The following is a 26224-nucleotide window of genomic DNA, read 5'->3' on the forward strand; positions in this document are numbered from 1 at the left end:
TGTAAGCATCCCACCGAAAAACTAATGCGGGGGGGGTTTGGGGGCGGCGCCACGCCCCCAACGGGGGGTTTGGGGGGTAGAACCCCCCAAAGGCTTGGATTGAGTGGTAAAATCGGAAGCAATGACCAATTTTAGAAGATAGTTTCCCTTTAAAAATCCCAACTAAGTAGATTTACAAAAATGAGATGCAGCCTTTAAATACGTCTTAGCTTAAATCTTGCCATCGTTTTAAAATTGACAGAGTAGTGGGCTACCTGTGTGATAATCGAGTTCATCGATCGAAATAGCGGAAAATAGAAGCGTCCCTAACTCGCATTTCCCTGAAAAATATCTCCCTATCTACCCCACTCCCGTCTTCTATTCCCCACCGATAATGGAAATCATCGCCCAATTAGAGAAAGTTTCCTATATTTATCCCGAATCCTCCAATCTAGTGCTTAAAAATATCTCTTTGGCAATTCATCGAGGAGAATTTTTAGGTATTATCGGGCCCACAGGTGCGGGAAAAACTACTCTCTGTTTAACTCTTAACGGTATTGTCCCCCAATTTTACGGAGGGCGTTTTTTTGGTTATGCAACAGTAGCCGGTTTAGACACTTTAACCCATCCCGTTAGCACCTTGGCCCGCTATGTGGGGGCAGTATTTGAAGATCCGGAAACGCAACTTTTAGCCACTTCTATAGAAAATGAAATCGCTTTTACCTTAGAAAATTTACGGCTACCGCGAGAGGAAATTAAAGCGCGTATTCCCAAAGTTTTAGCGGCAGTCCGGTTAGAGGGAATGGAAAAAAAATCGCCGGGGGAATTATCGGGAGGACAAAAACAACGATTAGCGATCGCCGCCGCTCTCGCAGTTCAGCCCGCTTTGTTAATTCTCGATGAACCCACCTCCCAACTGGATCCGGTGGGATCCCAGGAAGTTTTCGCCACCATTAAGGAGTTAAATCGCCATCTCGGTGTCACTATTGTGATGGTCTCCCACGCAGCCGAGGAAATGGCCGAATATGCCGATCGCCTGGTACTATTAAGGGAGGGTGCGATCGAAGCCATGGGAACCCCAGCAGAGATCTACTCCCAAGTACAACTTTTACAGGAAAATGCCCTGCGTCCCCCGCAAGTGGCCACTACTTTTGCTTTGATCGATCAAAAAATCGGGGCGATAAATTCTATTCCTGTCACCCTAGACCGCAGTTTTGCCCGTTTAAACGAGCTTAAATCCTTTTACCATCATAGAACCCCAACCCCTCCCTTATCGTCGGTTTCTGACCCCTTAAACCCCATACTGAGGGTAAAAAATCTCTGCCATACCTATCCCGATGGTACTACCGCCTTGCGGGATGTGTCCCTCGATATTGCCGAAGGGGAATATCTGCTGATTATCGGTCAAAATGGCGCGGGAAAAAGCACTTTAGTCAAGCATTTTCTCAATCTTCTCTCGGCAACCACCGGTCAAGTTATGATTGATGGACGTTCGATCGGTAGCTTTTCTGTCAGTGATTTAGCCCGATCGATCGGTTATGTAGCCCAAAATCCCGATAATCAGATTTTTAACACCACTGTCGAGAAAGAGGTATCATTTGCCCTGACTAATCTCGGTTATTCCCCAGAAATCGTCACCCAACGCACGGAAGCAAGTCTAGAAGCCATGGGATTGCTAGAATATCGCTCCTATCATCCTCTCTCCTTACCGAAAGGCGATCGAGCGCGGGTAGTGATTGCGGCAATTTTAGCCATGGAACCGCGCATAGTTGTTTTTGATGAACCCACCACCGGCCAAGATTACCAAGGAGCTAAGGCAATTTTAGAGGTGAGTCGTCAATTACACCAGATGGGCAAAACGGTGATTGTTATCACCCATCACCTCTATTTAATGCCAGAATACGCCGAAAGAGTAATTATTATGGGTCAAGGAACCATCCTTTTAGATGCCCCAATCCGGCAAGCTTATCATCAAACCGATCTCTTAGCCAAAACCTATCTAACTCCACCCCAAGCAGTTTTATTAGCACAAAAATTAGGACAACTTTCCGGTTATCCTAATTCTCTTTTAACTCCCCAGGAAATTGCCGATTGTTTTCAGAGGATTTAGCCGTGAGGTTATTTAGGGTTTGCGGCAAAAAGTTATTCGTGGGGACAGGGTGTGGGGTGTGGGGTGTGGGGTGTAGGGTTTTACCGATTTTCACCTGGTCAATTACCTAATTTTCAGGGAAAAAGTCCCTGAATTTTCCCCCCGATCACTCCCATCTCTGGTACTTTTTGATTGATCAAAAGTCTAAAAGTCTTACCCAGCAAGGTTTTTATATTTATTCAGCAACCCCTATTTAACTTTTTCTAAGATCAACTTCGATCGCTTAACATTATCGGGTACAGGAATCGGATAATCGCCATTAAAACAGGCAGTACAGAAGGTTTTCGGATCTTCTTTCGTTGCTGTTAACATCCCATCGTGACTGAGATAAGCTAAACTATCCACCCCGATTTGTGCCTGAATTTGCGCCACCGATTTAGTTGCCGCAATTAATTGCTCTTGATTGTCCGTATCAATACCATAAAAACAAGGATGAGTCACCGGAGGAGAAGATATTCTCATGTGAACTTCTCTTGCTCCGGCATCGCGTAAAGCTTTAACTAATTTCCGGCTAGTGGTTCCCCGCACGATCGAATCATCAACAATAATAACTCTTTTTCCCTGTAAAACATCCTTTAAAGGATTCAATTTCATCTTAATCCCCGACTCTCTCATGTGTTGGGTTGGTTGAATAAAAGTCCGTCCCACATAACGATTTTTAATCAATCCTTCCGCGTAGGGAATATCAGAAATGCGCGAAAATCCGATCGCAGCCGGAATACCCGAATCGGGAACTCCCATCACCATATCTGCTTCTACCGGCGACTCTTTGGCTAATTGTTCCCCCAAACGTACCCGATAAGTATATAAAGATTCCTCGTGAACAATGCTATCGGGACGAGCAAAATAAATCATCTCGAAAACGCATAATTTTTTCTCCGGTTTAATGGCCCAATCCACCGAAGATAAGCCATCTTCACTAATCCAAACTAATTCCCCCGGCTGCACATCCCGCAGATAATCGGCCCCGATAATATCTAATCCGCAGGTTTCCGAAGCTAAAACATAACGAGGGGGATTGCCTTCTTCTTGCAAAACCCCAATTACTAAGGGTCTGACACCATTGGGATCCCGCGCCCCGATAATTCCCGTCGGTGTGCCGATAACAAGGCTGTAAGCCCCGCTACAATAGCTAAAGGCATCGATCGCCGCTTCTATCCAATCCTTGCCACTATCCACTTCCTGACCGATAGCGACGGCGATCATTTCCGAGTCGGTGGTGGTGACGAAATCACAACCGCGCTTTTCCAATACATTTCTTAACTCAAAAGTATTGACTAAATTGCCATTATGTGCTAGGGAAAGTTTACCCAAACGGGTTTCGATCACAGCAGGTTGGGCATTGGCGCGACGGCTAGAACCGGTGGTAGAGTAACGAGTATGACCGACGGCGTGAGTACCGGGCAAGGTTTTAAGGACAGTTTCGTTAAAAACTTGGGAAACTAAGCCCATTTCTTTGTAACAATGCACCGTTTCCCCGTCGTAGGTGGCAATACCTGCCGATTCCTGTCCTCGGTGTTGCAGGGCATAGAGTCCGAAGTAGGTCAGTTTTGCTACTTCTTCCTCGGGGGCATAGAGTCCAAAAACTCCACAGGCTTCTTCAGGCTTATCGACGCGGTTCAGGGATAGGGATGAGTCGGGATGGCTAGACATGGGAGGGTTGGGGCTGCAGAATACTTTGGTAACAAAATCTTAACCGATCTTAATCTTCTTTTAACGATTTATTGATCAGCTATCAGCCTTTATTTACCGATATAATCGGCCATCTTATCTAGCTGACGGCCTCAAGATTACAGCCTTCTTTCGATCGCTTTTGACCAAACTTGCTGTATAGTTTCTAGACTAACATCGATCGCCGGTTGTTTATCCCGGTCAAAAATCAGAAGATTATCGCTTTTTTCGCTAACTTTGCCGGTTATTTGCCAATAGTCTCCCAATTGTGTCTTTAGGTATTCTTCCCAATCTTGCCGATTTTCGGGGGAAACGGAGACAATAATGCAACTAGCTAATTCTCCGAATAACACCGCGTCAAAACGGCCTTGATTGTGCCAAGAAAGGTCAATTTCCGCCCCTAATTGGCCACTAATACAGCATTCTGCCAGAGCAGTGCCTAAACCTCCCTCGGCGCAATCGTGGGCAGATTTCACCCAACCGGCGCGAATTCCCCGACGACAGGCCGCTTGTACCTTTCTTTCTAACTCAAAATCAATTACTGGCGGTTTTCCCGTCACCAAACCGTGAATAACGGCTAAATATTCCGATGCGCCGATAGTTGGCAAAGAGAAACCCAAAATATAGATTAAATCCCCCGCTTTTTGCCAACCTTGGCCGCAAATTTGCCCTATATCCGGCACTAATCCCACCATACCAATCACGGGAGTGGGATAAATAGACTGGGGGCTGCCAGCTGCGTCAACGGTTTCGTTGTACAAAGAGACATTACCCCCAGTCACTGGTGTATTCATTTCCCGACAAGCTTCGGCAATACCCTGACAAGCAGTGGCTAATTGCCAATAACCGATTGAATTCTCTGGACTTCCGAAATTGAGATTATCCGTGACAGCAATGGGGTCAGCACCAACACAGCTAAGGTTTCTGGCCGCTTCCGCCACGGCCAACTTAGCTCCGTTATAGGGATCAAGATAAACGTATCGCGGATTACAATCTGTAGTCGCCGCTACACCTCGCCGAGAATTTGCGGGATTAGCACCCAGAGGACGCACGCGAATCACGGCCGCATCGGCCCCCCCGGGGAGAATAATGGTGTTATTCTGGACTTGATGATCATATTGACGATAAACCCAGCGTTTTGAGGCAATCGAGGGACTATCCAGCAGTTTTAATAAAATCTCGTTATAGGATTCGGGAATAGGAATAGTGGCATCTTGCCATAATTGAGCTTTTTGGGCGTATTCTGGCGGTTCTGTTAGTAATTCCCGATGATAGATAGGAGTATTATCCGCCAGGGCCGTGGCAGGAATTTCGGCGGCAATTTCCCCTTTAAATAATATACGGACGATCGGTTCTGCAATTACCTGGCCAGCGACCACAGCCTGAAGTCCCCAACGATGGAAAATCTCGATTAATTCGCCTTCTCGTCCCGATGCTGCCACAAATAACATTCTTTCTTGGGATTCCGATAGCAGATATTCGTAGGGGACCATCCCAGTTTCCCGGACGGGGATTTTATCGAGGTCTAATTCAATTCCCACCCCTCCCTTGGCTGCCATCTCGGAAGTAGAACAGGTGATCCCAGCGGCCCCCATATCCTGGGCCGCCACCACCGCGCCGGTCTTAAATGCCTCTAAACAAGCTTCTATCAGGGATTTTTCCAGAAAAGGGTCGCCCACTTGCACCGCGGGCCGGTCATCCATAGATTTATCGGTTAATTCGGCGCTGGCAAAACTCGCCCCTCCCATACCGTCGCGGCCGGTGGTAGAACCAACGTATAAAACCGGGTTTCCTAGACCTTTTGCCCCGGATTTAACGATTTCCTCGGTTTCCATTAGCCCTAAAGCCATGGCATTAACGAGGGGATTGCCATTGTAGGCATTATCGAAGTATATCTCACCGCCCACCGTGGCAACGCCGACACTATTGCCATAATGACTTATTCCTTCCACGACTCCGGCAAAAATGCGACGATTACGGGCATCTTCCAAGTTACCAAAACGGAGGGAGTTGAGGATAGCAATGGGCCGGGCCCCCATGGTAAAAATATCCCGCAGGATGCCTCCGACTCCGGTAGCGGCACCTTGGAACGGTTCCACCGCAGAAGGATGATTATGGGACTCGATTTTAAAGGCTAATCGCAATCCATCGCCTAAATCCACTACTCCGGCATTTTCCCCCGGTCCAACGAGAATTTTTTCGCCGGTGGTGGGGAATTGTTTGAGCAGCGGCCGGGAGTTTTTATAACAGCAGTGTTCCGACCACATCACGCCAAACATTCCTAATTCGGCTTTGTTGGGGTGTCTTCCCAGTCTTTTGACTATTTCTTCGTATTCTTCGGGTTTGATGCCTTCTGAGGCAATTTCTGCGGCAGTGAAGGGGGTAGTCATGGGACAATGCGATCGAGGGACAAGATTTATTGTATAACGTCTGATGAGATCGAGTTACACTGCTTAGTAAAGGACAAAAAAGTTAAAAGGGTTTGCGCTAGTAAAGTTAAGCTAAAGACATAGTTTTATGATCAGTTGGAACGAAACTATGGCAGTAGAAACAGCTTTATCAATGAAAGCCTTATATGATCAGGATTTTGTTCTCTGGGCTTCAAAAACCGCCGAACTTTTAAAGCTAAAAAAGTTTGATGAGGTGGACTGGGAAAATCTGATCGAGGAAGTGGAGTGCATGGGGAAAAGTGACAGACGGGCTGTAGAGAGTTTATTAACCCAGCTGATCGAACACCTGTTTAAGTTAGCTTATCACAAATCGGAACGGGAGCGAGAACGCAACGTCTGTCACTGGGTAGGAGAAATCGCCAGTTTCCGAACTCAACTAGGAGAGTGGCTAGAAACTACTACTCTCAGCAACCACGCGCGGGATTATTTTCAAAAAGCCTACTCGAACGCTCGAAAAACCTCAATACAAGCGAAAACCGTCACTGGCGACGCGATTCCTGTGGAGCCTCCTTTCTCCCTCGAACAGGTATTAGATGGGGAGTGGTTCCCGATTGATATCGATCATTACTTCGACATATAAGGACAAAAAAGTTAAAGATGAATATTAAAGTTATTCTTTGGCAAGAAGATGATTTATGGTGTGCCACCCTTCCAGCTTTCCCCGGTTGTCATACTTGAGGAAAAAGTATAGGAGAAAATCTATCCAACCCCCATCATACCCTATTTAATCTTGGTTCCGATGGTGTTGGGTAACAGTCGTCATCCCAATTGCTCAAAAACAGGAGCTTCCTGAAGAATACAATAAAAAACTTTTGCTAAACTAGAGGCCTCTTTTTGAGTTTAATTGCGTGAAAACTGACAGTATTTTTTATCAACTCTTACAAAGATTTCCCGCTTGTTTCTTTGATTTGTTGAACCTTCCTCCTGAAACCGCCAATTCTTATCAATTCTCCTCGGTGGAAGTTAAACAATTGTCCTTTCGTCTCGATGGAGTCTTTTTGCCTGATACACCCAATCAGCCTATTTATTTCCTAGAAGTACAATTTCAGAAAGATAATAGGTTTTATTCCCGTTAGATTAGACAAGAATTACCTAAGCTCAAACAACAGCAAGAACTTTTAGAATTGATAGAGACAATCTTGGTTTATAAGTTACCCCAAGTCAGTAGAAAGGAGATAGAAGCGATGTTTAGTTTAAGCGATTTAAAACAAACTAAAGTGTATCAGGAAGCTTTAGAGGAAGGTAGAGAGGAAGGTAGAGAGGAAGGCCGACAAGAAGGCGAATTAGCGGCAAAATTAGCCTCTATTCCTCGTTTATTGGCCTTAGGATTAAACTTTGAACAGATAGCACAAGCTTTAGAATTAGAGATCGAACAGGTTAGACAAGCAAATCAAAGGGAATAGGAAAAGTTCAATGCGATCGCAATAAGGTTAGATAGCGTATCATGCTAAACGACTTTTGTACTATAGCAGAGAGACTAGCTGTGTCATCATTAGACATCTCCGAAAACGTAGGGACAATTCATAAATTTTACTCCGAAAACGTAGGGACAATTCATAAATTTTACTCCGAAAACGTAGGGACAATTCATAAATTTTACTCCGAAAACGTAGGGACAATTCATGAATTTTACTCCGAAAACGTAGGGACAATTCATAAATTTTACTCCGAAAACGTAGGGACAATTCATGAATTTTACTCCGAAAACGTAGGGACAATTCATGAATTTTACTCCGAAAACGTAGGGACAATTCATGAATTTTACTCCGAAAACGTAGGACTAATTCATGAATTGTACTCCGAAAATGTAGGACTAATTCATGAATTTTACTCCGAAAACGTAGGAACAATTCATGAATTGTCCCTACCAAGGGTTTCAGGTTACGCATATTTAATTTTCGGAAATATCTATTCTCTATCATCTGGGATTATTGGCATATCTGTAATGATTTGATGGCATCGAACACAAGCCTTAACCCCTTGTTCCAAACGCCATCGACAGAAATTGAAAATCGAATCTTCTATGCAAACCCTAATTAAGTCTTCAACTGTTCATCTGAGATATTAACAGTAATGGAAGCCATTAAAAATCTCAAAAAAAATCGACCCGCCTAGCGGCGGGAAAAAGAGAAAAAGGGTAAAAAGGGTAAAAAGGGAAAAAGGGTTACAGAGTCCTCCCAGCACCGCACACCACCCGAAAACCGTGGTCGTTGAGGAAGACGCGGCGGGCGTCGGCGGGGCGGTAAGCGGAACGGCAGTAACTTGGATCGTTGTACCAAGAACCGCCCCGCAATAGAGAACGATTATCATTACCATTTTTTATCCAAGCACTGCCATCCGTCGGCGCTCCGATATAGCTATCATGCCAATTGTCCTCGCACCACTCCCAAACATTGCCAATCATGTCATAGAGTCCCCAAGCATTGGGCCTTTTCTGACCCACAGGATGAGTTGTATTTTGAGAATTTCCGCCATACCAAGCATAATCTCCTAACTGATTAGCATCATCACCAAAATAATAGCGAGTAGTTGTTCCCGCACGACAGGCATATTCCCATTCGGCTTCCGTCGGTAGGCGATAGGTTTTCCCTGTTATTTGACTCAATTTCTGACAAAAAGCTTGAGCGTCATTCCAGCTAACTTGTTCTACCGGATTTTGCGGATTGTTTTGAAAATAAGAGGGCAGCGACGCTGCCGTTGCTCTCCTCTTACCTCTCAGCGATTTTTGAGATGTTGCATTTGTTCCCATTACTGCTTGATATTGTGCCTGAGTAACTGGATATTTCCCAATCGCAAAACTGTTTACTTGAACTAGGTGTTGAGGCTTTTCATAACTTTCAGCATCGAGATCACTGTCAGGAGATCCCATGAGAAATTTACCTGCTGGTAAGCTCACCATCTTCAGTGTTACTCCATTGGGTAGGTTTTCGGTAGAGGTGATAATAAAATTCCCGACTCTCTCGATTACATGGTCGTTGATGCGTTGAATGGCGGTTTCGAGTTCGATTTCCTCATCGGGGATTTCCACTGGGAGCAAGTCAAAGCTGAAGAACAAATAAACTACTTGACAAAAGCATCAATTGGGTATGGGATAGAGAAAAGAGTGGGGAAAAGACAAAAATGACTCCAGAGCAACAACAAGAACTTAACCAACATATTCAAGCGATAGCCAAGATTCTTCATCAGGAAGCTGAGGCTGAAAAAATCCAAACTTTAGAGGGAATAGAGACGACAATAAGAGAACAGACCTTAAAATATATAACTCCGAAACTAGGATTTTTTTTTGTCACAAAAACGACAGGAACTCAAGCCGGGAGACCGAGAAAAATAAAAAGCATCATCGGAGAATTATGCCTGACAGAAAAACAAGCAATCCGTTTAAATATTCCTCGTAATAACCAAATTAGTCCTTACTTAGAACGCTGTTGTTTAAGAGCTAGTGCCAATGTTTCTTATGAAAATGCCGCCAGAGATCTTCAATTTTATATAGGGATGAAGGTCTCGGCTAGGACTCAACAACGATTAGTCCATCGCCACCAATTTGCCGAAGAAGAATCAGGAAACCCCGTTCAAGAAATTAGTCTAGATGGAGGAAAAGTGCGCTTAAGAACCGAAACTAAGGGAGAGGCTTGTATCTGGAAAGATTATAAAGCAATCTGTGTTGATACTTTCCTAAGAAAAGCTTGGTTTGGAGAAAATGAATCGTTAATATATTGGGTTAATCAACAACCTTTATCTGACCCCCTTACCTGTTTGGGAGACGGACATCCCGGTATTGGGAAAATTGTGAAAAACTGGGATTGTCCAGGAGAAAAAAGAGAAATACTTGACTGGTTTCATTTGGTAGAAAATCTTCATAAAGTCGGCGGTTCAGTGAAGAGATTGAAAAAAGCAGAAAGTTTATTATGGCAGGGCAAAATTGAGGAAACAATAGCATTAATCTCTCCTTTAAAAAACGAACGAGCTGAAAATTTCTGTCGTTATTTAGAGATTCATCGTCATCGAATTGTTAATTATAATTACTATCAACAAGAAGAGATTTGCTCTATTGCTTCGGGAGCCGTTGAATCCACGGTTAAACAGATTGACCGACGACTGAAAATTTCTGGAGCCCAGTGGAATGAAGAAAATATCCCTCAAGTGCTTAAACACCGCTGTGCTTACCTAAATAACAGTCTTTAGCTATTGAATAGTATTTATGTTCTGACAAAACTGACTTGCTCCCAAGTGATATTTAACCTATACTCAACGGATTTAGTATTATTTGCCAGTTTTTTGGTCAAACCAGTCTAAAACCCGATTCCATGCCCACCAGCGATCGCTATCGCCCCACTGACGCTGACAGGATAAACTGCTGATATAACCCACATGACCGCCATGGTTGGTTAAGAGTAGATCCACGTGGGGATTATCAGCGATCGCTGCTTGCAGATCGGGAATAACTGCGGGGGAAAAGAGGGGATCATCGGCCGCGTAGAGGATAAAAGTGGGTTTAGCTAAATAGGGTTGAAAGGGCAAGGGACTACTAGCGGCATAATAGTCAAAAACTGTCTCAAATCCTAGCTTTTTAATCACTAATTCTCGATCGAATCCGGCAATCGTGGTGGCGCGAGTAATTGCTTGAGGATCGATATGATCGGGATGAGCCTTATGGATGCGTTTGGCTAACTTGCGTAATTCCCTGGCGATCGCTTTTTCCAAATGTTTCCCCCAGGGCTCCCGGACGAGATAGGATAAAGAACGATTAGAGTCTAAATTAGGACAAATTACCGCACCACCACCGATATCGACGGGATCAATCCCCCTATCTTCCCTATTCTCTGCCGATTTAATTCCCCAGAGGGCTAATTGTCCCCCCAGAGAGTAACCCGTGAACCAAAAAGGAGCAGGACAGCCCATTTTTTGGGCTTGGGCGGCAATATGAACGAAATCTAGCCCTTCATAGATGCCATCGGAGGTGAGAGTCGGGGATAATTCGGCTGTCTTACCGTGGGCGCGCCAATCGAAGAGGACGACCGCGTAGTTTCTCGCTACGGCTTTTCTGCCTAAAATTCTTAAAAACCATTGATTATCTAAGTCTCCCGTGATGCCGTAGGTGCCGATAATTGTTCCCTTCGCTTGCGGGGGAATGGAAACAATCCCGTAGATGGGGACGGCATCGGCCCCGGTGAAAATGGTTTCTTGATAGACTGGTTCGGGAATAGCGATCGTATTTTGCCAGGTTTCTCGCGCTTTCAGGGCCACATAGAGGGTCATGGCAAAACCGTTTTTCAGCAATGGGGGCGGGGTGTAGGTGAGATTATCGGTCTTCGTTTTAGGATGGGCAAGCATAGCAGCACAGGGGAGTAAAAAAGTCAAGAGAGGGAGACAAAAATTAACTTATGCCCACCGCTTTCTTAAAAATTGTAAAGCAAATTGTCCCAAGCGGCGAGCAACTCTGGCAGGGCAGTGGCCGACCAATTGCCCTCACAACCGCGACCTTGATAGAGAATAAATCGCAGGGAATAATGATCGGGAAATCCTGCCGCTTCTAACCATAAAAGCTCGCTTTCCGCTTCACAAGCAATACTTTCTTCATCCATTAATTCTGTGACCATGGCCGCCATAGTTGCGGTCAATTGTGATAGTAACCGACGCAAATCTTGCCACTCGGCCTCGGTCAATTCGATCGCCCAATCATCGCCACCAATTAATCCTTTATAAATGGCCGCCTTAGAATCCCAACCGAGTCGCCAACCCGAACCATATTTGAGAATTTTTTCCATAATTTTCTAGAATTTTAATAGGTCGGCATCTCCTGGTTTTGATAAAGATGGACGACGGGGAGAAGGACTAGGAGAAGGACTAGGATTGGGGGTTTCTTGGGGGAGAATGGCGGGGTTATAAATTTCGACTAGAAGGGTGACTAACTGCTGCCGTTGACGACGATTAAGACTGTTAATCGCTTTGATATCGGCGGCCATGGGATTAACGGTAAGGGTTGCTTGTCCGGGATAGTTTTCTTCGCTGATTTTCTCGTTCACTCCTAGATAATCTCCTAGGGTTAATTGCCAATCAAAACGGATGAGAGTAAACCTTTTTTTTGTATCTTGATGATAACGAAGAAAGCGACTTATTAAAGTATTATTCGGATCGATCGCCCCTGTATCTCGACGGGTATAGTTGTTTTCTTTCGGTAAATCTGGCATTGCTTGGTAAATTTGTTGAGCAACTGTTTCGGGGCGTTGAATTTGGCTAATCCCGGTGGATTGCCACGATAACCACCAGAAAAATATCCCTATTCCTAGCCAGAATACTAATAATATTATTTGCTTAATTTTCAGCTTTTGAGGGAATTTTAACAGCATATTAATCAAGAAAAGATTGAAGTTAATTATCTAGCACCAGTGGTAATTTTTCAGGAACATTTCCATAGGTTGGGAATGTTATAATCATCTAACAATACCCAAACTCATCTAACTGTAACACCTAGGCTCAAAGTTACCCCAGTCATCTACATCATAGCAAAGACTGAACACGATCGAGAGGCCAGTAAACTTTATAGGCTTGACCAACGATATAAATTTTGGGCAAAAAACCCCAATCACGGGAATCAAAACTATGGTTACGATTATCTCCCAAAACAAACAGGGTTTTTGGGGGTATAGTCATAAATTCTATTTCATAATTGGCTAACTCGGCGGTGTAGGGTTCCTCGATAACTTGCTGGTTGAGATAAACTTTGCCCCCCCGGATTTCAATGGTATCCCCAGCAATAGCGATGACTCGTTTAATAAAAAAATCTCCAGACTTAGGATCTAGTTGCTTAATTTTTTCGGGAGTTCTAAAAACAATTATATCGCCTCTTTTTGCTTGATAATTACCAGATTGACTGACGAAAATGCGATCACCTACTGCGAGGGTAGGCAGCATGGATTCGCTAGGAATCTCGAAAAATTCTATTCTTTGATGTAACCAATCGGGAAAATAATTACAGATAATTCCCCAAGTAAAAATTGCTGCCACCATCAGCGCCAAAATGGAACGATAGGTGTGACGATGGGGATGGAATTGATGGGGGAAAGTGTGATAAACATGATAAATAGCGATCGCTGTAATTAAAGGGGTAAGAAAGAGGATATTGGCAAAAAAATGATCCATTTTCAGGGTAATCAGGGATATAGTCAGAAAAATTATCCCTAAGATCACCTTATCGGCGTACAATTGCCCTAACCCCGGTATAATCCGGTTAGCGAAGACGGCAAACCATGGGTTTTTTTGTTGGCGGGGAATTTTCTCTAAGCTGTTATTCTGTTCGGAATAATAAACACTCCAGTGAGCGTCAAAAATATTGCTAATGTAAAGGATAACCAGAGCAACTATTCCCCCTAATCCCCAGCTTACAGGGCCATTGGGGCTAAAAATTGACCAAATTGTCACAATTATTAATATTATTTGAGCGATCGCCCAAATGGTTGCTTTCTGGTTTTTGTTAGCATACCATTGTCCCAAACCGGGGAAAAACATCGAGAGATTGACCGCTAACCAGGGATCTTTTGTTTGTGAATTAGTCGCATCAGGAGGAGAAACAGCCGAAAAAAGGGGGGGTTTGCTCATAGTATAGACCTATTGCCAATTCAGTAAACAGTAATCAGTGATCAGTAAACAGTAAACAGTAAACAGTAAACAGTAAACAGTAATCAGTGAAAACACAGTAGGAATAATACTGCTCGCTTAATACATACTGCTCACTTAAAACTCAAATCTGATAACTGATAACTATTATAGCAACCAACAAAACTTAATGCTTTTACTTCAATTTAGCACATCTCATTACTGTCGCAAAGCTCGTTTAGCCCTAGGTTATAAGGGGATTGATTACCAAGTAGAAAATCTCACTCCCGGACTACATATTCTCAAACTCAGTCCCCTAACTAAAGGGTTAACCACTGTCCCCGTTTTAATGGCAGCAGATGAGATTATTGCCGATTCTACTGCCATTTTAAAATATTTAGAAAAAGTAGTTCCTTTCCCCTCTTTTGTTCCCGCTGGGGAAAAGGAGAAAAATCAAGCTTGGTTACTAGAGGATTGGTTAGATGAAAGTATTGGAGTAGCGACGAGATTTGTCTATTATGATTATCGCGCCGGAGAGGGAAAAGCGATCGATCCTTCCCTGAGTAGTCAAATAATTATTAAGATCGTGCGACAACAATATAAAATCACCCCAGCCAGGGTAAAACTAGCGGAGGAGCGCCTAGAAAATGCCCTCAAGATTCTAGAATATTGGCAAGATCAGCCCTATTTAGTGGCAGATAAATTAAGTGTAGCCGATATTGCCGCCACTGCTCTACTCAGTCCTCTGGCTCTAATTCCCAGTTATCGTCAAAAATATCCCTGGTTGTTTGCTAGAATCGGGGAAATTCATCAACAGTGTCGAGAAAAATTGCCCCCCGGTTTAAATTAAATGCAGCGAACAACCAAAATTATCATCCTTATCTCGATCGGTTTCTTATCGCCCCTCAAAACCCTTGCTTTGCCCTCTCCCGAAGATATTCCCGAAGAAATTTTACGAGCAGAAATTATCACTTCGGCTCGCTCGCCCCTTGATAATCAACCCCTAACTGCGGCAGAATATGCTTTACTAGAAGAACAATTAGCCACCAGCATTTATCCCCCCCAAATTAATCCCAAGATTCGACAATTAATTGCCCTGAGAAGATTACAAAAACTCCTCCAGATATTCATACCTTTCTATCGTTAAAATCAAAATAGTCGATCTCCTTTGGCAAGAGTGCATCTGCTAACCGAAAAGTTAGAGAGGATTAGAGCAAGGCGATCGCTTTTATCGCCAGCAGACAAAAATCCCGTGTTATGATTAATGAAAAAATCATAAAGTTTTGTAACAAACCTTGACTGCTATCCTCCACCCCCAAGAAAAGCCCCTGCTTAATCCTCCTTGGTACTCCCTGTCCCCTCTCTGGCAAGGAGACGAAACCGATGTTAAACAAGGTTTACCCCATAGCCAACTCGCGCCTCCTTGGCAGATTTTAATTCTCGGCGATGGTTCTCCCACCCGTCATTTACAACTTTTAACCGGTGAAAAAACGGAGGTGGATGTGATCGATATGTCCCCCATCGGCGACGATGAGGATGGCGCACCGATGAAAATTAGCCTGATTCCGGGGCCGAGATTGCGTCGTCAAGTTTGGTTACGCACAGCTAGTGGTCAAAGGTTAGCCTATGCCGCTTCTTGGTGGTCTGCCAATCAAGTGGACGAATATCTAGAAAATCGTTCCCTACCGATTTGGGAAAGTCTCTCGCGGCTGCACACGGAATTGTATCGCGATGTGCAGGGACTTTATTACGGTCATTCCCCGGAATTAGAAATAGCTTTTGGGGAAAAAGGAGCATTTTGGGGTCGTCATTACCTATTTTGGCACGCTCGCCAACCCCTGACCCTGATTTACGAGGTTTTTTCTCCCTATCTCCGTAAATACCTCGGCGAAATGAGAATTGATCAATTAGGATAACTGCTGTAGATATTTCTATGTAGGGTTTACTGAATAAAGCTAAAAACCTTGTTGGATAATATCTTTAGGCTTTTTTGAAATCAAAAAGTGGGGGAAATTTAGGCACTTTTTCCCTGAAAATTAGGTAATTGGCCACCTCAAAACTGGTAAAACCCCACACCCCACACCCCACACCCCACACCCTACCCCCACGAAAAACTTTTTGCCGCAAACCCTAGTTAATCTTTGGAGAGAATTAAATGATTTTTCTCCGTTAATTTTGCCATCCAACCCAGTTCAATCACAATCGTGCTAATTTTTTCGATAATAATTGCGGGTCCTGCCAGACAATCAAAAGGTTGCAGATCTGAACGCTGATAAATTGGCGTTTCCCGCCATTGATTAGCCATAAAAACCGCTACTTTATCGACTATAGGAGGTAATTCTCCCATCGGACGGGTGCGGGTTAAAATTGCTTCTTGGGGACTGTCCATAGTCTGGATCAATTCCACGGCAATCGACTCAACAATTAAAGCTTTTTGTTCTTGTTTAAAGCCATAACGTCTTTGATGTTCCCGTTCAAAATCCTGACGCATTTGATCGCTAAAATTAACCGCTAAAGTGGCATCACTGCCCTGATATTTTAAACTGACTTGCTGCCGCACCCGATTATAACCCTCTAATTCCCGACCCGCTAAGACTTCTAATTCGTTCATTTCCGTGAGTAACTGCGCGATTAAATCGGCATTTAACGGCTGTTCGATCGCTTTTTCTTTAATTACCCTCAAATCGGCCAAACCCATGCCGTAGGCACTTAAAACCCCGGCGTAGGGATGGAGAAAAATACTTTTCATTCCCAGAGTATCGGCAATTAAACAGGCCACTTGACCCCCGGCACCGCCAAAGGTACAAAGAGTATAATCACTGAGATCATAACCCTTTTGTAGAGAGATTTTTTTAATTGCATTAGCCATATTTTCCACGGCAATTTGAATAAACCCCGCAGCCAACATTTCAGGACTATTATTACCCCCCATTGTTGCCGCCAATTCTTGAAACTTTGTCAGCACAATCTCTCTATCTAGGTGTAAATTTCCCTCTTCTCCAAAAATAGCGGGAAAATAGGCAGCTTGAATTTTTCCTAACAAAACATTAGCATCGGTAATTGTTAAGGGTCCACCCCGTCGATAACAGGCCGGTCCCGGATTAGCTCCGGCACTTTCCGGTCCGACCCGAAAACGATAACCATCATAGACTAAAATCGAACCCCCACCAGCGGCCACGGTGTGAATACTTAACATCGGCGCTCGCATTCTTACGCCGGCAATTTCGTTATCTGTTTGGCGCTCGTATTCCCCTTGAAAATGAGAAACATCGGTGCTAGTTCCTCCCATATCAAAACTGATAATTTTGCTAAATCCCGCCCTTAAACTGGTTTGTACTGCCCCAACTATTCCCCCCGCAGGACCGGATAAAATGCTATCTTTACCCTGAAATTTATCGGCGGTGACTAAACCGCCATCGGATTTCATAAATAACAAGCTAGTTTTCGGTAATTGCTGGCTAATACTATCAACATAGCGGCGTAAAATTGGCGATAAATAGGCAGAGACTACCGTGGTATCTCCCCGGGATACCAGCTTCATTAAAGGACTGACTTGGTGGGAAATGGCTAGATGAGTAAAGCCGATTTCTTCGGCAATGGCTGCCACTTGTTTTTCGTGGTCGGGATAACGATAACTGTGCATAAAAACAATCGCACAACTTCGGATACCCGCTTGATAAACTGGCATTAAATCGGCTTTAACTTGGGCGGGATTAACGGCGATTAATTCTTGTCCTTGACTATCGTAGCGTTCCGCCACTTCGATAACTTGTTCGTATAATAAAGAAGGAAGAATAATTTGACGGGCAAAAATATCGGGGCGATTTTGATAGCCAATTCTCAAGGCATCTTTAAAACCTTTGGTGATTAACAAAACCGTGCGCTCTCCTTTTCTTTCTAACAGCGCATTGGTGGCTACCGTTGTTCCCATTTTGATCACTTCGATGTTATCTAGGGAACCGCTAATATCTTTGATCCCTTGAATGACTGCATCTGGGTATTTTTCGGGATTCTCCGAGAGCAGTTTATAGAGAACAATCCACTGTTGATCGGCAAGGGGAACAATCAGAAATCTAGCGGCATCTCTAGCTAGTCGTTCAATAATTTCTGGTTGATCGATTATCGCCACGATATCGGTAAAAGTTCCCCCTCGATCGATGAAAAATTTTAACATAATCCCTTCCAGTTCTCAGAATCAATTAACAATTGTGCCTAATTCTTTTAAGATAAACTAGATTGATTTATCTGAGTAAGCAAAATGTCCACAGGAATCGCTATCTTAGGGGTAGGACGTTGGGGAGTGCATTTCGTCCGTCATTTTTCTCAACATCCCTCAGCACAAGTGGTGGCAATCGTTGATCCCTCCCCTGAAAAACTCCGTCTCTGTCGGGATCAATTTAATCTCGATACTAATAAAGTTATTTTAGCCAATGACTGGGAATCTATTCGCAATCACCCCGAAATCTCGGCCGTAGTCGTCGTTACTCCCGCCATCAGTCATTATCCCCTGATTAAAGATGCTCTTAATTTAGGTTATCATGTCCTCGCCGAAAAACCCTTAACCCTCAATCCCCAAGAATGTGGCGAATTAACGGAATTAGCGGCGAAAAAACAGCGTATTTTATTAGTTGATCATACCTATCTTTTTCATCCCGCCGTTATCACTGGACAAAAAGTCCTGCAATCCGGGGGTATCGGTAAACCTCTTTATGGTTATGCCACTCGCACCCACTTAGGTCCCGTCCGTCAGGATGTGTCCGCTTTGTGGGATCTAGCTATTCACGATATCTCGATTTTTAATCATTGGCTAAATAGTACACCAGTATTAGTTCAGGCGAGGGGAACCTTCTGGCTACAACCTCATCTAGCCGATTTAGTCTGGTTAACCCTGATCTATGGCGATGGTTTTCAAGCGACTATTCACCTTTGTTGGTTGAATCCCGATAAACAGCGACGCTTAGGAATAGTTGGCAGCGAAGGGACTTTAATTTTCAATGAATTAGACTCTCGATCGCCTTTAACCCGACAAAAGGGCCATTTTGAGCGTCAGGAAGCCTATTTTATTCCCCGGGGACAGGAGACGGAATCTATCCCTATTGCCGATGGTGAACCCCTAAAAGCATTATGCGAACATTTTTTAGAGTCGGTGGCTACGGGTGTCGATTCTCCTGTATCTTCGGGATCGGTAGGGACCCAATTAGTCAAAATCCTCCAGGCAGCAGAATTATCTCTAGCTAGAGGTGGAGAAATCCTGCGCTTAGAATAGGGAAACAGGGGATTGATAAGTAGGGTTTGCGGCAAAAAGTTTATTGGTGGGGTTAGGAGTCTCCGCGTCGGTCGTCAGTAGCCGGTCGTTTCAGGCTTTGTTGCCCTCTTTTTTTGTACCAGTCTATGTACTATACGAAGGATAATGCAAGGTTTTTGAAGGTCTTAATCCTATTTTCGCAGCATGAACATCGGATTTTAACAGGTCAAAAGCCTTATTTTAAAAGGGTTTTACCATTATTCAGCAAAACCTAGTTAATTGCCCCCCCTTGCCCCCCCCACCCCCCCCGATGTCGGGGGGGGGTGGGGGGGGCAAGGGGAGTAGGATGTCTGCCACTAATAAAGAAAAATGGTAAGCAGTATTAAATGGCAGTAACAGTGCTGTCTTTTCACTGATTACTGTTTACTGTTTACTGATAACTGAAAAGTCTCCCCCCCCTAAACCATAACGCTGCCCGATTTTGCTAGGATAAGAAATGTAACAAGAATCTTTCTCAACAGTCGGATAATTCATGGGCAACGATACCATCACCTTACTCTCCTCCCGGGAAATTGAAAAAATGCGTCGAGCCGGACGATTAGCGGCTAAACTGTTAGATCATCTGGCAGATATGGTTAAACCGGGGGTAAGTACCCTAGAAATCAATGACGAGGCAGAACGTTGGACTCGCGCCCATGGAGCCAAAAGTGCGCCTCTAGGATACCATGGCTTTCCTCAGTCCATCTGTACTAGCATTAACGAGGTTATCTGTCACGGCATCCCCAGCGCCAATCAAATCCTCAAAGACGGCGATATTATTAACATCGATGTCACCCCGATTTTAGAAGGTTATCACGGCGATACTTCGCAGACTTTCTTTGTCGGTACTCCCTCCCCCTTGGCCAAAAAGTTAGTGGAAGTGACCAGAGAATGTCTGCAAAGAGGCATAGATGCGGTGCAGCCGGGGGGTAAAATCGGCGATATCGGCGCAGCTATCCAAGAATATGCCGAAGGACAGGGATTTTCAGTGGTTAGAGATTTTGTCGGTCATGGTATCAGTAATGTTTTTCACACCGGTCCGCAGGTTCCCCACTACGGCATTCGCGGCAAAGGCAAAACAATTCGCCCTGGCATGGTATTCACCATTGAACCAATGATTAATGAGGGTACTTGGCAACATATTCTCTTAAAAGACGGTTGGACTGCTATTACTAAAGATGGTAAACTTTCGGCCCAATTTGAACACACCATTGCCGTCACCGAAACCGGTGTCGAAATTCTCACTTTACCCGATTAAATTTAGGGAACAGGGAACAGGGGATAGGGAATGGGAGAATGGGGAAATAGAGAAGTGTCAACTAATACCCCAAAACCCCAAAACCCTAAAACCCCATCTCCCCACTGATATAGTCATTTCAGATAAGTCTGATACACTCTAGACCGACAAAAACCTTATGAACTCTGGGATTGATATTCTCAATCTTAATTGAAATGACTATAAGTACCTAAGCAAAATTAATTACACATATCTAACCCCCCCTTGCCTCTTGCCTCTTGCATGAGTGCCTTTCTTCACTAGGAAATTTATTTTGCACGACTACTTAACTGATAACTGATAACTGATAACTGATAACTGATAACTGATAACTGATAACTGATAACTGATAACTGTTCACTGATAACTGATAACTGAATATATGCAGTATCGTCGTTTCGGTCGCACTAATCTACAAATGCCGGTGTTTTCCTGTGGGGGAATGCGCTATCAATTTCAGTGGCAGGATTTGCCAATGTCGCAAATTCCCGACGAGAATCAAGGCAATTTAGAGGCAATCATTAATAAATCTCTGGAAGTGGGGATTAATCACATCGAAACCGCTAGGGGTTACGGCACTTCCGAGATGCAATTGGGCAAAATTTTGCCGCAACTACCGAGGGATAAGATTATCGTGCAGACGAAAGTTTCTCCTAGTCAAGATGTGCGGGAATTTCGCCGTAAATTTGAGCAATCCCTGCAATTTTTACGGTTAGATTATGTGGATTTGTTGGGCATCCATGGCATCAACACGGCCGAAATTCTCGATGACACTATGGCCGAGGGCGGTTGTTGGCAAGAGGCGAAAAAATTACAGCAACAAGGAAAAGTTCGTTTTATCGGTTTCTCCACCCATGCACCAACTGATGTAATTGTCAAGATTATTGCAACAAATTGTTACGATTACCTCAATCTGCACTGGTACTATATTTTTCAGAATAACTGGCTGGCCATAGAAGCGGCAAAACAGCACGATATGGGCGTTTTTATCATTAGTCCCTCCGATAAGGGCGGCCATCTCTACAATCCTCCCCCTAAGCTCGTGGCTCTCTGTTCTCCTCTCAGTCCGATGGTTTTTAATGACCTATTCTGTCTCAGTCATCCGGCCGTTCATACCCTGAGTATCGGTGCAGCGCAACCCACAGATTTTGATGAACACCTGAAAACTTTACCCTTACTCGATCGAGCCGAGGAGATTTTACCGGCAATTATCGAGAGATTGCAAGGGGAGATGATCAACTGTTTAGGCGATAATTGGGTAAAAACTTGGTCTGTGGGTTTACCTAGCTGGGAAAATACACCCAATCAGATTAATATTCCTTCTATCCTCTGGTTACACAATCTTGCTATCGCCTACGATATGATCGACTTTGCCAGGGCCAGATACAATCTCTTGGGGAATGGGGGTCATTGGTTCCCCGGTCAACAAGCAAAAGAGGTGGAAAAACTCGATTTAACTGCCTGTTTAGCCGCTAGTCCCCACGCTGATAAAATTCCCTATCTTCTCGCCGAAACTCATCGATTATTGTCGGGAGAGACGGTACAACGCTTAAGCAGTAGTTAATTAAAATTCGATGCCGGGTTGCGCTTTTACTCCCTGTTGACGAAAGGGATGTTTAATTAACTTCATTTCCGTGACTAAATCCGCTATCTCGATTAATTCGGGTAAGGCTCCTCTACCAGTGAGAATAACGTGACAATTAGCGGGTTTTCGGGCTAAACCAGCGATAACTTCCTGAATATCCAGATAGCCGAATTTAAGGGCGATATTGATCTCATCGAGTAAAATTAATTTATATTGGGGATTTTCGAGAAAAGTTAGGGCTTTTTGCCATGCTTCTTGGGCTTTCTCTATATCTCTTTCTCTGTCTTGAGTTTCCCAGGTGAAACCTTCCCCCATAGCATAAAACTCGATTTGTTCCCCCCAAACACTAAAAATCTTTTGTTCGGCAGGTTCCCAAGCACCTTTGATGAATTGTACCACCGCCACTTTGTAACCATGACCGAGGGAACGTAAAACCATGCCGAGGGCTGCCGTGGTTTTTCCCTTACCATCGCCGGTATTAACGATAATTAAACCTTTTTCAGCGATTTTTTCGGCTAAACGTTCCTCTTGGATTGCCTTGCGGCGCTGCATTTTTTCTTTGTATTGTTCGGGAGTCAGTTGCATTCGGGTCTATCCAGTCAAATCAAGATAATTGTAACTCAAGGGTTTATTGATGGCCGTTTGCAGATTTTAACCGGCTAAATTGTCTGGGGATTGATGCCTAATTCTCGTAATTTTGCCGCTAATTTTTCCTTGGCTTGTCGTTCCTGTTCTTTTTCTAAAAGAGCCTGTTCTTTTGCCTGTCGTTCTTGTTCCTTTTCTAAAAGAGCCTGTTCTTTTGCCTGTTGTTCCTGTTCCTTTTCTAAAAGAGCCTGTTCTTTTTCTAAAAGAATCCTTTCCTTTGCTTGTCTTTGCTGTAATTCAGCTTCTTGGGGAGTGGGAACCAATTGACCATCGACGGTAAAATAACGCAGTTTACGGTCAAATATTCCTAAATATAATCCTAACTGTTCACTCCATAGATAACCCTGCTCATTGGCAGCAATAGCTTGATATTGTCCCTCAATTAGTCTAAATCCTTGTAATTCTAAGGTATTAGGATCGAACCAAAAATAATTAGGAGTACGAAAAGTATTTTGATAGAGAATTTTCTTTTTAGTGCGGTCAATATTGGCCGTAGAATCAGAAAGAATCTCGATGATCACATTGGGATATTTCCCCTGTTCTCCCCAAACCACCCAACTTTTGCGGGGACGTTTTTCTGTATCTAAAACCACAAAAAAATCTGGACCGCAGAAATCGCGCTTTTTCAGTTGTTCTTCGTTATAGTAGATAGTCAGATTACCGGAAGCGTAGTAATCGTTTCTCTCTTGCCATAATAATTCTAGACAACTGAGAAGAATTATGATCTGTTGCAGGTGTAGATCACTTTCCAAGGGTGGTTCATCACTCCATAAATCGGTGGGGGGACAGGTAACTTCCGGTAAAATGTCGAGAGTTGTCATAGTTTTTCCCCTGGCTGGGACATTTATCTAATTATAACAGCTAGGTATCATCAAAGAAGCTCTAGCCGGAGTTATGTGGTTCGATAATTGAAGCTTTCTGAAGGAAAAAACTGTTATATTATAGGAAAATATTTCTGAGATTTTTCCTATGCCTCTAATTAAAATTCAAACTTCTGTCACCTCCCCCGATGATGAGACTGTTAATCAACTTTTGCAGAGTCTTTCGGCTAAATTAGCTAAACATCTGGTAAAACCCGAATCCTATGTGATGACAGCTTTAGAATCGGGTATAAAAATGACTTTTGCTGGCACTTTTGAGCCGGTGTGTTATGTGGAGATTAAAAGTGTTGGTTCTATTTCCGCCGCTCAAACTAAAAGCATGAGTAGTGATTTTTGTCAAGAAATTGAGGCTTATTTAGGAATACCGAAAAATCGCATTTATCTAGAATTTGCCGAGGCGAAAGGTGATCTTTGGGGATGGAATGGCAGTACTTTTGGCTAATTTATGCCAAAATTATCGGAGATAGGGCTTATTTTAACTCTCTGGTTAAGATTTTCGCCTGTTCAATCCAAGCTAACATCACCGCAATATCGGGACATAAATCGCGTCTTTGCAGATTAGCCACCTGAAAGCGGAGAATCTGTCGATGCAATTGCTGAATTGATGTCTGTGCCAATTGCGGGATGGAAGCAATACCGGCATGAACCAGCAAACCGCAGTATTGACAACCCACGGCGGGAATCGAGGCTAATTCCGCCATTGCCCCCCACTTATTAATATGTTTAGCCTGAATTTGCATTCTTACCGCTAATTTTTCCTTACCCAATTGCGGAAGAACTTTTTGCAAAAGTTGTGCGGTGGTATCGATACCGCAATCCTTTAATTTTTGGCAATCTTGGTCACTTAACCCCGGCAAATGTTCAATTAACCAGCTTTGCCTGTGGATAAGTTGCGATCGATTCATCGAAATTATTAACTATTGATAAGTAGATTATAACGTTTCCTAAGCTAGTGAGGTACACATATTTTTCTTCCCTTTTGACTTTTGCCTCTTGCCTTTTGCCTAAAACCCATAACTTTTGTACCTCAGCAGACTGAAAAACGCTATATAGCAGTTATCTTCAGGCCCAGATTAGCCGGTCGATGTCTGGTGAGAATCGCTCCCCCTAGCTTCGGTATCCCCTTAAAAAAGGGGAAAAGGGAGGAATTCAATGTGTAGTTTTTATGAATTGTACACAGAAAAAAAGTTGATAGAACCAAAACGGTCTATCAACTCTTAAAATTATCTATTCAAGAACTAAAAATTAACGTTCTTGAAAGACGATTTTTTTGTCCAGGGAAGGACGGTTATTCGACTTAGAGGGATACTTATTACCACCACTGCGGGGAGTTTTATTAATCACCGGTTTACTGCTGGCCGCTGCGGGAACTTCCCAATCGGTTTTCATCCACTGGGGACAATTTTGATCGTAGATCATTTGCAGGGCAGCAGCTGCGATCGCTTGGGGATCGTATTCTTCACTTAAATCCCGCACTAAAGGCAAGAAAGAAGCCATACGTTCCCCCGATAAAGCCTCTTTTAGCTGATTTTGCAGCTTGGCCAGGCGTTTTGCTTCTACTTCGGCACGACTAGGAATGGGACTAGATTCCAGACGTTGACGCAGACGCTGTTCAATCTGACGTAATAAACGCCGATCAATCGGTTCTACTAAAGATATAGCAGTTCCCGTTTTACCGGCACGGCCCGTGCGGCCAATGCGGTGAATATAGGTTTCGGCATTATCCGGCAGATCATAGTTAATAACGTGGCTGAGATTTTCCACATCTAGACCGCGGGCCGCGATATCTGTGGCTACCACCAATTTAATTTTGCCCTCGCGGAAACGTTGCACCAGTCGTTCCCGTTGCACTTGGCTTAAGTTACCGTGGTATTCATCCACCGTTTGCCCCGCTTCTTGCAGTTTGCTGGTTAATTCGGCTGCGGTTTGCTTGGTGCGGACGAAAATAATCGCCGATTCTAGGGGTTCGATCTCTAACAGGGGTTGCAGGACTTTTAATTTTGTCCAACCGCGAGGGATCAGATAAATTTTCTGCTCGATCTTAGCAGGAGCGGCCTGGGGTTGAGAAACCGTCACAGAAACGGGAGATTTCAAGAAATTAGCGATTAAATCGCGGATTTCCCGGGGCATAGTTGCCGAGAAACAGGCGGTTTGACGGGTGGAGGGGGATGCTTGCAGAATTTTCTTAACATCATCGATAAAACCCATACTGAGCATTTCGTCCGCTTCATCGAGGACTACCCAGTTTAGGGATTCTAGATGGAGTTTTTTGCGATCGAGCAGATCGATTACCCGGCCGGGAGTCCCGACCACAATCTGGACACCTTTTTCCAGACTGCGGATCTGACGTTCCATGGATTGACCACCACAGACTGTCAGGATAAAGAGACGACGATCATCAGAGAAATCTTTGATGGCGCTGGCTACCTGTTGGGCTAATTCCCGGGTGGGGGTGAGGATTAAAGCTTGAACGTTAGGATTTTTGGTGTCCATGCGTTCCAGTAAAGGCAGGGAATAGGCGGCGGTTTTGCCGGTTCCCGTTTGTGACATTCCTACCATGTCATGCCCTTCTAGAAGGAGAGGGATGGCTTTGGTTTGAATTTCCGTGGGGGTGGTGAATCCAAGCGTTTCTAGGTGTTGAAGACGGCTATCGGATAAACCTAAATTGTTGAAACCAGTGGTCATAGGGATTGTTTTGTGGGAATTAAATA

General features: G+C 44.0%; 23 protein-coding genes and 2 pseudogenes. 11 read left to right on the plus strand and 14 right to left on the minus strand.

Features of this window, described 5'->3' with window-relative positions; translation table 11 throughout:
• Positions 1 to 373 precede the first annotated feature (373 nt).
• The gene (locus O9334_RS18645) at positions 374 to 2089 is read left to right on the plus strand and encodes an ABC transporter ATP-binding protein (protein WP_288001755.1); all 1716 of its coding nucleotides are present in this window, start codon (positions 374 to 376) and stop codon (positions 2087 to 2089) included.
• A gap of 228 nt (positions 2090 to 2317) precedes the next feature.
• Here O9334_RS18645 and purF read toward each other — a convergent pair whose 3' ends face one another.
• Together purF and purL are read right to left on the minus strand one after the other, a co-directional pair.
• Positions 2318 to 3781 carry an amidophosphoribosyltransferase gene (gene purF, locus O9334_RS18650; protein ID WP_288001757.1) on the minus strand — a complete coding sequence of 488 codons (1464 nt, stop codon included), beginning with the start codon at positions 3779 to 3781 and terminating at the stop codon, positions 2318 to 2320.
• Between the two features lie 137 nt (positions 3782 to 3918).
• Positions 3919 to 6189 carry a phosphoribosylformylglycinamidine synthase subunit PurL gene (gene purL, locus O9334_RS18655; protein ID WP_288001760.1) on the minus strand — a complete coding sequence of 757 codons (2271 nt, stop codon included), beginning with the start codon at positions 6187 to 6189 and terminating at the stop codon, positions 3919 to 3921.
• A gap of 127 nt (positions 6190 to 6316) precedes the next feature.
• On the opposite strand from purL, the gene O9334_RS18660 reads away from it, so the two are divergent.
• The gene (locus tag O9334_RS18660) at positions 6317 to 6829 is read left to right on the plus strand and encodes a DUF29 domain-containing protein (protein ID WP_242017409.1); all 513 of its coding nucleotides are present in this window, start codon (positions 6317 to 6319) and stop codon (positions 6827 to 6829) included.
• Between the two features lie 268 nt (positions 6830 to 7097).
• Positions 7098 to 7652, plus strand: a pseudogene (locus O9334_RS18665) (Rpn family recombination-promoting nuclease/putative transposase).
• Between the two features lie 89 nt (positions 7653 to 7741).
• Here the strand turns inward: O9334_RS18665 and O9334_RS18670 are convergent.
• Entirely contained in the window at positions 7742 to 8005 is a 264-nt protein-coding gene (locus O9334_RS18670; protein ID WP_288001764.1) for a hypothetical protein, read from the minus strand.
• A 408-nt stretch (positions 8006 to 8413) separates the two neighbouring features.
• Positions 8414 to 9277 (minus strand): annotated as a pseudogene (locus O9334_RS18675) (formylglycine-generating enzyme family protein); the annotation flags it as partial.
• A 92-nt stretch (positions 9278 to 9369) separates the two neighbouring features.
• On the opposite strand from O9334_RS18675, the gene O9334_RS18680 reads away from it, so the two are divergent.
• Positions 9370 to 10431 (plus strand): ISKra4-like element ISMae42 family transposase, encoded by a 1062-nt coding sequence (locus O9334_RS18680; RefSeq protein ID WP_288001767.1) that lies wholly within the window; start codon positions 9370 to 9372, stop codon positions 10429 to 10431.
• 78 nt (positions 10432 to 10509) lie between these two features.
• Here O9334_RS18680 and O9334_RS18685 read toward each other — a convergent pair whose 3' ends face one another.
• The 4 genes from O9334_RS18685 to lepB all read right to left on the minus strand — a co-directional run bounded on the left by O9334_RS18685 (position 10510) and on the right by lepB (position 13845).
• Complete coding sequence (locus O9334_RS18685; protein WP_288001824.1) at positions 10510 to 11580, minus strand: YheT family hydrolase; 1071 nt, start codon at positions 11578 to 11580, stop codon at positions 10510 to 10512.
• A 65-nt stretch (positions 11581 to 11645) separates the two neighbouring features.
• A complete protein-coding gene (locus O9334_RS18690) occupies positions 11646 to 12014 on the minus strand; it encodes a DUF1818 family protein (protein ID WP_045361760.1) in 369 nt (122 codons plus the stop codon).
• 6 nt (positions 12015 to 12020) lie between these two features.
• Positions 12021 to 12596 (minus strand): hypothetical protein, encoded by a 576-nt coding sequence (locus O9334_RS18695; RefSeq protein WP_288001770.1) that lies wholly within the window; start codon positions 12594 to 12596, stop codon positions 12021 to 12023.
• A gap of 151 nt (positions 12597 to 12747) precedes the next feature.
• The gene (lepB, locus tag O9334_RS18700; protein WP_288001772.1) at positions 12748 to 13845 is read right to left on the minus strand and encodes a signal peptidase I; all 1098 of its coding nucleotides are present in this window, start codon (positions 13843 to 13845) and stop codon (positions 12748 to 12750) included.
• Between the two features lie 187 nt (positions 13846 to 14032).
• Here lepB and O9334_RS18705 point away from each other — a divergent pair, with 187 nt between their 5' ends.
• The 3 genes from O9334_RS18705 (at position 14033) to O9334_RS18715 (ending at position 15758) form a co-directional block, all read left to right on the plus strand.
• Positions 14033 to 14692 carry a glutathione S-transferase family protein gene (locus O9334_RS18705; RefSeq protein WP_045361753.1) on the plus strand — a complete coding sequence of 220 codons (660 nt, stop codon included), beginning with the start codon at positions 14033 to 14035 and terminating at the stop codon, positions 14690 to 14692.
• Entirely contained in the window at positions 14693 to 14989 is a 297-nt protein-coding gene (locus O9334_RS18710; protein ID WP_045361750.1) for a hypothetical protein, read from the plus strand. It begins immediately after the preceding gene.
• Positions 14990 to 15137: 148 nt separating this feature from the next.
• Positions 15138 to 15758, plus strand: coding sequence for a chorismate lyase (locus O9334_RS18715; protein ID WP_104397327.1), 621 nt, complete (start codon positions 15138 to 15140; stop codon positions 15756 to 15758).
• Positions 15759 to 15822: 64 nt separating this feature from the next.
• Here O9334_RS18715 and O9334_RS18720 read toward each other — a convergent pair whose 3' ends face one another.
• A complete protein-coding gene (locus O9334_RS18720) occupies positions 15823 to 15969 on the minus strand; it encodes a hypothetical protein (RefSeq protein WP_173351057.1) in 147 nt (48 codons plus the stop codon).
• Positions 15970 to 15976: 7 nt separating this feature from the next.
• Positions 15977 to 18016 (minus strand): hydantoinase/oxoprolinase family protein, encoded by a 2040-nt coding sequence (locus tag O9334_RS18725; RefSeq protein ID WP_288001776.1) that lies wholly within the window; start codon positions 18014 to 18016, stop codon positions 15977 to 15979.
• An 84-nt stretch (positions 18017 to 18100) separates the two neighbouring features.
• Here O9334_RS18725 and O9334_RS18730 point away from each other — a divergent pair, with 84 nt between their 5' ends.
• The 3 genes from O9334_RS18730 to O9334_RS18740 all read left to right on the plus strand — a co-directional run bounded on the left by O9334_RS18730 (position 18101) and on the right by O9334_RS18740 (position 21966).
• Positions 18101 to 19108 carry a Gfo/Idh/MocA family protein gene (locus O9334_RS18730; RefSeq protein ID WP_288001779.1) on the plus strand — a complete coding sequence of 336 codons (1008 nt, stop codon included), beginning with the start codon at positions 18101 to 18103 and terminating at the stop codon, positions 19106 to 19108.
• Positions 19109 to 19619: 511 nt separating this feature from the next.
• Entirely contained in the window at positions 19620 to 20384 is a 765-nt protein-coding gene (gene map / locus O9334_RS18735) for a type I methionyl aminopeptidase (protein ID WP_045361741.1), read from the plus strand.
• A 400-nt stretch (positions 20385 to 20784) separates the two neighbouring features.
• Positions 20785 to 21966 carry an aldo/keto reductase gene (locus O9334_RS18740; RefSeq protein WP_045361739.1) on the plus strand — a complete coding sequence of 394 codons (1182 nt, stop codon included), beginning with the start codon at positions 20785 to 20787 and terminating at the stop codon, positions 21964 to 21966.
• Here O9334_RS18740 and cobO read toward each other — a convergent pair whose 3' ends face one another.
• Together cobO and O9334_RS18750 are read right to left on the minus strand one after the other, a co-directional pair.
• Positions 21967 to 22572 (minus strand): cob(I)yrinic acid a,c-diamide adenosyltransferase, encoded by a 606-nt coding sequence (cobO, locus tag O9334_RS18745; RefSeq protein WP_002767649.1) that lies wholly within the window; start codon positions 22570 to 22572, stop codon positions 21967 to 21969.
• Positions 22573 to 22646: 74 nt separating this feature from the next.
• On the minus strand, positions 22647 to 23453 hold the full coding sequence (locus O9334_RS18750) for a Uma2 family endonuclease (protein ID WP_288001784.1): 807 nt from the start codon (positions 23451 to 23453) through the stop codon (positions 22647 to 22649).
• A 148-nt stretch (positions 23454 to 23601) separates the two neighbouring features.
• On the opposite strand from O9334_RS18750, the gene O9334_RS18755 reads away from it, so the two are divergent.
• On the plus strand, positions 23602 to 23955 hold the full coding sequence (locus O9334_RS18755) for a phenylpyruvate tautomerase MIF-related protein (RefSeq protein ID WP_045361732.1): 354 nt from the start codon (positions 23602 to 23604) through the stop codon (positions 23953 to 23955).
• Between the two features lie 28 nt (positions 23956 to 23983).
• Here O9334_RS18755 and O9334_RS18760 read toward each other — a convergent pair whose 3' ends face one another.
• Together O9334_RS18760 and O9334_RS18765 are read right to left on the minus strand one after the other, a co-directional pair.
• Positions 23984 to 24418, minus strand: a complete 435-nt coding sequence (locus O9334_RS18760) for a DUF4332 domain-containing protein (protein WP_045361729.1) — start codon at positions 24416 to 24418, stop codon at positions 23984 to 23986.
• A 340-nt stretch (positions 24419 to 24758) separates the two neighbouring features.
• Positions 24759 to 26198, minus strand: a complete 1440-nt coding sequence (locus O9334_RS18765; protein WP_045361726.1) for a DEAD/DEAH box helicase — start codon at positions 26196 to 26198, stop codon at positions 24759 to 24761.
• Between the last annotated feature and the right edge of the window lie 26 nt (positions 26199 to 26224).

Source organism: Microcystis sp. LE19-8.1F (genome assembly GCF_027531715.1).
In the GTDB taxonomy this organism is placed as follows: domain Bacteria; phylum Cyanobacteriota; class Cyanobacteriia; order Cyanobacteriales; family Microcystaceae; genus Microcystis; species Microcystis wesenbergii_A.